Here is an 8,165-nt window from a genome sequence, read left to right on the forward strand (position 1 = left end):
TTCGTTCGGGTTGGATACATCTTAGCACGCTGTCCAGTTTTGCCGGACCACTTCACCTTTGGCCGGGCTGCTGTCTCGCAACAACAAATCAACCAGATACGCCGCCAACCTTCAAACCGCCCAAACACCAGATTTAGTCATAACTCGGGTTTACTTGTAACATATTGATAAGTATTAATTAAAAATTAAAGCTCTCGCATGGTTGCCGTTGAACAACCTCAGTCCAATCACATGCACTGCCGATGCGCAAAAATTAGGTACCTCTTGATCGCTTCGGGTGTAATTTCGGACGAGTGATATCGCCCGCACACCCCGAACAGACAGGCACGCTGACACAGCGTACGCGCAAGGTGGGTCTCAAACGCAATTGGGGGAAGTCGCTGGCGATCATGGCGGCCCTTGATTTTGAATAGCGGATCGGGGCACGTGCCGCGGGGCGGGACCGGGGATATCGAGGATCTGTTTTGATGGCGCGCCGTCCGGCCCATGCACCGCTGCCCGTCTAAATTTATCCTTGTGCCCGCAGGCCGCGCAAAATGCTGGTGCCAAGAAATACCAATGCGGCAATGCAGACGATGGTTGGCCCGGCTGGAGAATCTATTGCGTAGGCTGTCTGCAATCCGGTCACCGCAGAAACGCCACCGATGCCGGCAGCAAAAAGGGCCATCTGCTCGGGTGTGCGTGACAGCGGCCTTGCGGCGGCGGCGGGGATGATCAGCATTGCGGCAATCAGCAACACGCCGACGACCTTGATGGCGACGGCCACGGTGATTGCCAGCGCCAGCGTCAGGACAAGCTGCTCGCGCCGTGGGTCGATCCCGCTGGCATAGGCAAGCTCTTCGCTCAGCGTCGCCGTCAGCAGCGCCGACCAGCGCCAGCCGATCAGCCCCACAACCAGCGCCGCACCGGCCCATATTACCGCCAGATCGGCCCGCGACACGGCCAGGATATCGCCAAAGAGATAGGCCATCAGGTCAATCCGGATACCCGACAGGAAAGACACCGCCACCAGCCCAAAGGCCAATGCCGAATGCGCCAGAACACCTAGCAGCGTGTCCATCGCATAACCCCGCCCGGTCAAAAGCGTCACGGTCAGCGCCATGGCCAGCGCCACCGCGACGGTCCCCGCGAAAATGGAAACCTGCAGGGCAAGCGCCAGCGCTACCCCCAAGATTGCGGCGTGGGCTGTGGCGTCACCGAAATAGGCCATGCGCCGCCAGACGACAAAGCTGCCCAAAGGAGCTGCGGCAAAGGCAACGCCGATACCGGCCAGCGTTGCGCGGGTCATGAAATCATCCAGCATTATTCGGCGGCCTCGGTACGTTTCGGGGAAGGGGGGCGTCATGCCCGTGGTCGTGCCCACAGGCTTCGCCGTCGTCGTGACTGTGATCATGGTCGTGCCGGTAGAGTGCCAGCGCACCGCCCGTGCCAGTGCCGAAAAGCGCGCGGTACTCGGGGGCGGCCGACACGATTTCTGGCGCGCCCTCGCAGCAGATGTGGCCATTAAGGCAGATAACACGGTCGGACGCGCTCATGACGACATGCAACTCGTGGCTGATCATGAGGATTGCACACCCGGTCTGGCGGCGGACATCGTCGATCTGGCGATAAAAAGCGGCTGATCCGGGCTGGTCGAGCCCCTGCGTCGCCTCGTCCAGCAACAAGAGTTCGGGGTTGTTGATCAAGGCGCGCGCCAGCAAGACGCGCTGCATCTGCCCGCCGGACAGGGCCGACATCTGGCGCTGTGACAGATCGGGCACGCCAGCACGCTCCAGCGCCTGTGCGCAGGCCGACCGCTGGGTGCCGCCCGGAAGGCGCAGGAACCGCTCGACCGTCATGGGCAATGTCGGGTCTATATGCAGCTTCTGGGGCACATAGCCGATGCGCAGACCCGGTTGGCGGGTGATCCGACCCGAGGTTGGGTGTGCCGCACCGATAAGCGCGCGCAGCAGCGTGGTCTTGCCCGATCCATTCGGCCCGACCACTGTCACGATCTCGCCCGGTTCAATGGTCAGCGACACGTTGCGCAACACCATATGCGTGCCATAACCAACGTTGATATTTTCCACTGCGATCAGGCTCATGCGCTGGCCTGTTCCGCGCAGGCGGGACAAATGCCCTCTGCCTCGACAACGGTGCGTTCGATCTGAAACCCTGCCGCGCGGGCGGCTTCGCCCAAGGCACCGCGCGTGGGTGTCGATTGTGCTTCGGCCACGGAATTGCACAGCCGGCAGATCATGAAAGCGGGTGAATGGGTCGCGCCGGGATGGGCGCAGGCAATAAAGGCATTCAGGCGTTCGATCTTGTGCGCAAACCCATTGGCGACCAGAAATTCAAGGGCCCGATAGGCGACAGGGGGTTGCGAGCCGAAGCCGGCATCGCGCAGCCGGTCCAGCATCTCGTAGGCCCCGAGGGCGCGGTGTTCCTGCAAAAGAATTTCAAGCGCCTTTCGCCGGACCGGGGTAAAGCGCAGCCCGTCGCGTCCGCAAACCGCTTCGGCTGAAGTGACCGATGCGTTGATGCATCTGGCATGATCATGTGTCTCGAATCCGACCGGATCGGTCGGCGGATCATCTCCCGCTCGGGTAGCACTTGTCATGTTATTACGTTTCCTGTACCTCACTTGAAATGTTATAAAATCACATGGAGCCGCCTATGTCCAGAAATCTGTTTCCCTTGTCAATCGCAGCCTCGCTGCTGGCTGGTGCCGCATTGGCCGATGTGCCGCGCGTGGCCGTTGATATCGCGCCGGTCCATTCGCTTGTCGTGCGCGTCATGCAGGGGGTGGGCGTGCCGTCGCTGATTGTGGCGCCGGGTGCCAGTCCGCATGAATATAGCTTGCGTCCGTCAGAGGCCACTGCGCTGCAAGAGGCGGATCTGATCTTCTGGGTCAGCCCCGAACTGACGCCGTGGCTGGAAGGTGCCATTGCAACACTGGCTGGCGGCGCGACCGTCACGGAGCTGCTTGAAGCCGAGGGCACCATCGAGCTGCCGTTCCGCGAAGGCGCGCTGTTCGAAGCGCATGCAGATGAGGATGAGGAACACGCGGACGAAGACCATGACAAGGATCACGCGGGCCATAGCGATCATGAAGGTGAAGATCACGCGGATGAAAAGCAGGCCGAGCATGACGACCACGGGCATGGCGCACAGGATCCGCACGCCTGGTTGTCGCCCGACAACGGCGCGGTCTGGTTGAACGTCATTGCCGCGCAACTTTCGACTGCCGATCCGGACAATGCGGGCGCATATTTTGGCAACGCGGCCGCAGGACGCGAAGAGCTGGCGGCCCTGAGCGCCGATATCAACACCATTCTCGATCCGGTGCGTGGCCGCAACTTCATCGTCTTCCATGATGCCTATCAATACTTCGAGACAGCTTTCGAGTTCCCTGCGTCGGGCGCCATATCGGTTTCCGATGCGTCCGATCCCAGCCCGGCCCGTATCGCCGAGATACAGGCGCGCGTGAAAGAACAGGGCGTGACTTGCGTGTTGTCAGAGCCGCAATACGATCCCGGCATCTTGGCTGCGGTCATGGATGGATCGGAAGCGCGGACCGGCGTGCTCGATCCGCTCGGTTCCGATCTCGAGCCTGGCCCGGATCTTTATGGCGACGTTCTTCGTAACCTTGCCACGGCTCTGGCGGATTGCCTCTGACGCGCACCATCTGACCGATACTCTGATGGCGTCAGAGTGTCGGTCGGTGGGCCAAAATCCTCGCGCGAAAGGGTTACGTACCGGCTGCGGGCCTCGGCTGTCATGCCGCGTGAAGGCGATATCGACCTGTCCCGCTTTCGCGCCGCCCCAAGTACCACCATGACGGCAGGGTGCGTATCTCTTCCGAATGATGCCATTTCACACAATATGTTTGTTCTGCATCGTGACTTTGATTGCTGAAATCTGTGGCGCGGGAATGCGGTTCTTGCGCCAGAACCGTTTCGTCCTCTTGGTGCGGTGCGGAAAACACGACCGGTCAACCGCATCGCACGCGCCACATATGCAATGTCTGATAAAGACGGTAACGAAACGTGTCAGTCGGCACCGCATTTCATCCAGAGGCGCATAATGTGACGTTAACAGACCCTGCACGCTCGTTTCCGATCAATCCAATGGAACTCAACATCCAGGATTTTGATCTTGGTGGGCTACAGACGATAGAGTTGCGCCAGCCAACGGCGGAGAAGAATCCTCCCTATTTCAGGACACCACTAATACCCGTAGACATGCTGCCGCTCCGGCCCATCTACACGGGGATTATCGAAGTTTATCAACCAACGTCCGCGCCAAGTTCGCAGGTTGGAATCTCGGCCAGTTTTGATGCGGGGGCACCGCTTTATGTGCAGGCCTTTGATGAGGCGACCGGCGCATGGGTTGATGTGGCCAACAACCGTGGCGCACCTTCGGTTGGCCTGATGGACGGTGATCCGACAACGCTGAACTTGCGGGTCTTTCGTGCGGACACGAACGAATATTTCTATCGCAACACCGAAAGCTCTCGGACCACAGTCAATGCGGACGGCAGCATTACCGTGGCGTTCGAGGACTGGAATGATGGCGACTTCAATGACGCGGTGGTCACGCTGCGCGGGCGCAATGAAGTGGTTGCGCCGCCGCCGTCCAATATCACGACCAGCTTTTCGGTCAGTTTTGAAAGCGGTGCGGCGCTGCGTGTGCAGGTCTTTGATATTATGACGAACGCATGGGTGACGGTCGCCGACAACCGAAGTGAAGTCCCGCCGATCAAGCTGAATGGCGATCCCAGCACGATGAATGTGCGTATCTTCAAGTATGAAAAAAATGTCTATTATTACAAAGACATGGCCAATGCGCGCACAACCGTAAATGCAGACGGATCGGTGACCGTCGCGTTTGAAGATTGGCACGACTACGATCAGGAATACATTCCCGAAATCGCGGCAGAGCTGATGCAATATTACGGTACGAATGGCGGTATAGACCTGGCCGCCGTGACGGCGATGATGCAAGAGGGCGTGTTGTCTCAGCAGAAGAATGCGGCGGGCGACGGCGGCTTTGCATTTTCTCTGGGCGCGATACCAACTGAACGGGCCGTCGGGCATCACGACTATGACGTGACATCGCTTGGCACGCTGTTCGAAACGCTGGGAATTGGGTCGCCTAGCGCGACCCAGATGCAAACGTTGATCAGCATTTACGGGGATGGCACCACAGTCAACGGCGACACCATTTTCGGTGCGATGAAAGAGGATGGCTTTCTGACGTTTGCCGACGATCTCTGGGGCGGCGCGACCGCCGACTGGAACAAAATTGATGGTGCGCGGATTGTCGTTGCCCTGTTTGCCCAAATCGGCACCAGCTTTGATGGTCAGCAACCCCATCTGGGAGACGAAGATTTCATCAGCGCGTTCGGACTGCTTTTCGGCTACACGGAGGTGCAGCCGCTGGCCTATCTTGCCGCGCGTTTCGGCGAAAACTACTCCATGACCGATGCGCAAATGGCGGCTTTGTTCAATGATGGTCACATTGACCTGCATGTCGACGAGACGACGGGTCACATTGCCGTCGATGTTCTGACCGGACGCAGCGCGTCATCCGGAACGGGCAGCGGCATCAGCGACAGTCTTTTGATGCGTACGGTGATCCACCTAGCAGAATATTATGCAAACGGGGATGGCGTTTTTTCGGCAATGGAAAACGGCCTGCACGGCCGCATTTTTCTTGATGGCGCAGGCATCAACCAAAGTACTTTCGCGCATTTGAACGTGCTATATGGCTCCCCTGCGGGCGGCACATTCACCATCGAAGATTTGAACCAGATGCTTGCTGATTGGGTCTTGGTGCCCAGGGACCCTCGCACATCTGATTTTTTTCTTGATCTTGACCTGACAAAGGTCCCGAGCGAACGCTACGTGAGTGCAATGTTCGCGCATGCAGGCAAGAACCCCGCGACTGATGCACTGACGGCGCAAGACTTTGAAAGCAGCTTTGAAACCGTGTTTGGTGTTCCCGATTGGCTTGAGTCCGCCAAAACCGCTGATGGCACGTCGTACCCCTCTGAAGCGGCCTATCTGGCAAAGGTGAATGGCACATTGGGTGACGACGGCGAATACCGGATGAACTACGCGGATATCGTTGATATTTTTAAAAGTCAGGACATCATTCTCAACAGTGAAACGCGCTATATTGTTGGCTGTCACTTAAAACTGACCCGGTAGAGGTTAGAATTGTCACTGAGAAATGACCCATGTGCAACCGTGCCCCTGACGGGATTTGTCGGGGGTTATTGGAGTGATAGACATGGGATTTTTGAGCGTAATTCGACGATGGGCTTTAAGGGACAAGATGCCTATTCGCGAGATTTCACGGCGGACTGGGCTGTCTCGCAACACCATCAGGAAGTACCTGCGGGCTGATATCGTAGAGCCTAACTTCCAGACGCCGACGCGGCCAAGTAAGCTTGATCCGTTTGCGGAAAAGCGTAACCGCCCATTGCTACCGCAGTGATTTAGCTTTGATGCGCGCCACAAGTTCGATGTCCTCCACGAAGTCGTCGAGGAACTCATGCCAGGTTTTGGTGGTGATACGAGCGGCGCGGATCATGTCGGACAGTTCTTCGATCCCTTCGTCCGTCAGCGCAGTGATGGTTTCTTCGGGTCCGACATAGACGCTGACGATGTTGCCGTAGGTCAGATTGTCGTCGTTGTAGATGATTGCTTCTAGAAGTTCTGCATCCTCGCCCAACATTTTGGCGACGTATTCGATGGTGCAAACATGGGTCACGGCAGCCATCAGGCGGCCTGTGAATGGGCAACGGCCAGCGGCACCCAATTCCACGGCAGCAATTCATCCGTAACCGCTCCATTGCTACCGCAGCCTACGCTGCGCGACTGTTCGTCACGGATGCCTTTGGCGCCCAGTTCCACGGCAGCAATTCATCCAGCCTGTTGATCTTGTGATCGTGGATGCGGTCGAGGATGTCGGCGAGATAGGCCAGCGGATCGAGACCGTTCAGCTTGGCAGTTTCAATGACCGTCATCGCCCGCGCCAAGGTTTCCGCACCGGTATCGGCACCTGCAAATAACCAATTTTTCCTGCCGATTCCAATCGGACGCAGGGCGCGTTCGGCCGGATTGTTGTCTATGGCCACACGCCCGTCAGTCAGGAACAGGCTGAAGGCTTCCTGCCGGGCGAGGCCATAGCGGAAGGCTTTGGCCAGGTCGCTTTTACCCGGAATGCGCAGGAGATGCTGTTCGGACCAGGCAAAGAAGGCCGTCACCTTGGGCAGGCTAAGATTTTGGCGCGCGGCGTGCCGGATGTCAGCGGGCTGGCCATTGATGTCGCGCTCGATATCATAGAGCTTGCCGATCCGGTCGAGCGCCTCGCGGGCGATCTCGGATTTGGTCGAGGTCCAGAAGTCATGGAAGTCGCGCCGCAGGTGCGCCCAACAGGCCGCCTCGCGCAAACGCGGTGTGCCATCGGGTTCAGGCGCGTAGAGCTTGGCATAACCTTTGTAGCCATCCGCTTGCAGGATGCCGCGCGCATCGGCCAGATGGCCAAGAACGTGCTCTTCCTTCCAGTCGGGCGCAAAGCGATAGACAGCACCCGGTGGCGATGCCCCCGCCCAGGGGCGTTGATCGCGCACATAGGCCCAGATCCGGCCTTGTTTGACACCCTTGCCAAGCCCTTTGTTGCGCATGCTGCGATCCAGCACGCGGATGGGTGTGTCGTCCGCATGCAGCAGGTCGCTGGCCATGATGTCCGCCTCAATCCGTTCAATCAGCGGCGACAAGGTCTTCATGGCGCGGCCACCCTGGGCTCCGCCCGTTCACTCCTCGGCGCGTCCACTGGACGCTCCGCCACTTCGTGGGCCGGCGCTCACCCAGCCGACGAGGGTGCTTTCGGGGATGTCTGCCCCCATGCGGGCAAAGATCTCGTGCTGGCGATAGAGCGGCAAATGATCGTCGAACTTCGAGACCAGGACATGGGCCAGCAGGTTCGGCCCCGCCATGCTGCCCGGGATCGGGCGGCTGGGGGCCGGCTCCTGCACCATCCGCTCACAACGGCGGCAGGATTTCTTGATGCGGGCGATCTGCCCTCTCATCGATTGCAAGCAATAGACTGCCGGGTGACAGATCACCTTCATCTGGGCGGCGATCATATCGAGAAGTTCACTGACATCCTCGCCC

The 8,165-nt window shown here is 58.9% G+C and carries 6 protein-coding genes and 2 pseudogenes; 3 read left to right on the forward strand and 5 right to left on the reverse strand.

Going from position 1 to position 8,165, the window contains the following annotated elements:
* Positions 1-508: 508 nt before the first annotated feature.
* Genes QZ196_RS16555 through QZ196_RS16565 form a run of 3 tightly spaced genes read right to left on the reverse strand, consistent with a single transcriptional unit; the run spans position 509 to position 2,599 of the window.
* Positions 509-1,303 carry a metal ABC transporter permease gene (locus tag QZ196_RS16555; protein ID WP_296428412.1) on the reverse strand — a complete coding sequence of 265 codons (795 nt, stop codon included), beginning with the start codon at positions 1,301-1,303 and terminating at the stop codon, positions 509-511.
* Positions 1,293-2,084, reverse strand: a complete 792-nt coding sequence (locus tag QZ196_RS16560) for a metal ABC transporter ATP-binding protein (RefSeq protein ID WP_296428414.1) — start codon at positions 2,082-2,084, stop codon at positions 1,293-1,295. The genes QZ196_RS16555 and QZ196_RS16560 overlap by 11 nt, the downstream gene beginning before the upstream one ends.
* Positions 2,081-2,599 (reverse strand): transcriptional repressor, encoded by a 519-nt coding sequence (locus QZ196_RS16565; protein WP_296428416.1) that lies wholly within the window; start codon positions 2,597-2,599, stop codon positions 2,081-2,083. The genes QZ196_RS16560 and QZ196_RS16565 overlap by 4 nt, the downstream gene beginning before the upstream one ends.
* Positions 2,600-2,655: 56 nt before the next feature.
* Here QZ196_RS16565 and QZ196_RS16570 point away from each other — a divergent pair, with 56 nt between their 5' ends.
* The 3 genes and pseudogenes from QZ196_RS16570 to QZ196_RS16580 form a co-directional block, all read left to right on the forward strand.
* Positions 2,656-3,657: a zinc ABC transporter substrate-binding protein gene (locus QZ196_RS16570; protein WP_296428418.1), complete on the forward strand. Its 1,002-nt coding sequence runs from the start codon at positions 2,656-2,658 to the stop codon at positions 3,655-3,657.
* 452 nt (positions 3,658-4,109) lie between these two features.
* Positions 4,110-6,194 (forward strand): hypothetical protein, encoded by a 2,085-nt coding sequence (locus QZ196_RS16575; RefSeq protein ID WP_296428420.1) that lies wholly within the window; start codon positions 4,110-4,112, stop codon positions 6,192-6,194.
* 82 nt (positions 6,195-6,276) lie between these two features.
* Positions 6,277-6,456 (forward strand): annotated as a pseudogene (locus QZ196_RS16580) (IS21 family transposase); the annotation flags it as partial.
* Between the two features lie 15 nt (positions 6,457-6,471).
* On the opposite strand, the gene QZ196_RS16585 reads toward QZ196_RS16580, so the two are convergent.
* The gene (locus tag QZ196_RS16585) at positions 6,472-6,768 is read right to left on the reverse strand and encodes a hypothetical protein (protein ID WP_296428422.1); all 297 of its coding nucleotides are present in this window, start codon (positions 6,766-6,768) and stop codon (positions 6,472-6,474) included.
* Between the two features lie 85 nt (positions 6,769-6,853).
* Positions 6,854-8,165, reverse strand: a pseudogene (locus tag QZ196_RS16590) (IS66 family transposase); the annotation flags it as partial.

This window comes from Yoonia sp., from assembly GCF_017854565.1.
In the GTDB taxonomy this organism is placed as follows: Bacteria; Pseudomonadota; Alphaproteobacteria; order Rhodobacterales; family Rhodobacteraceae; genus Yoonia.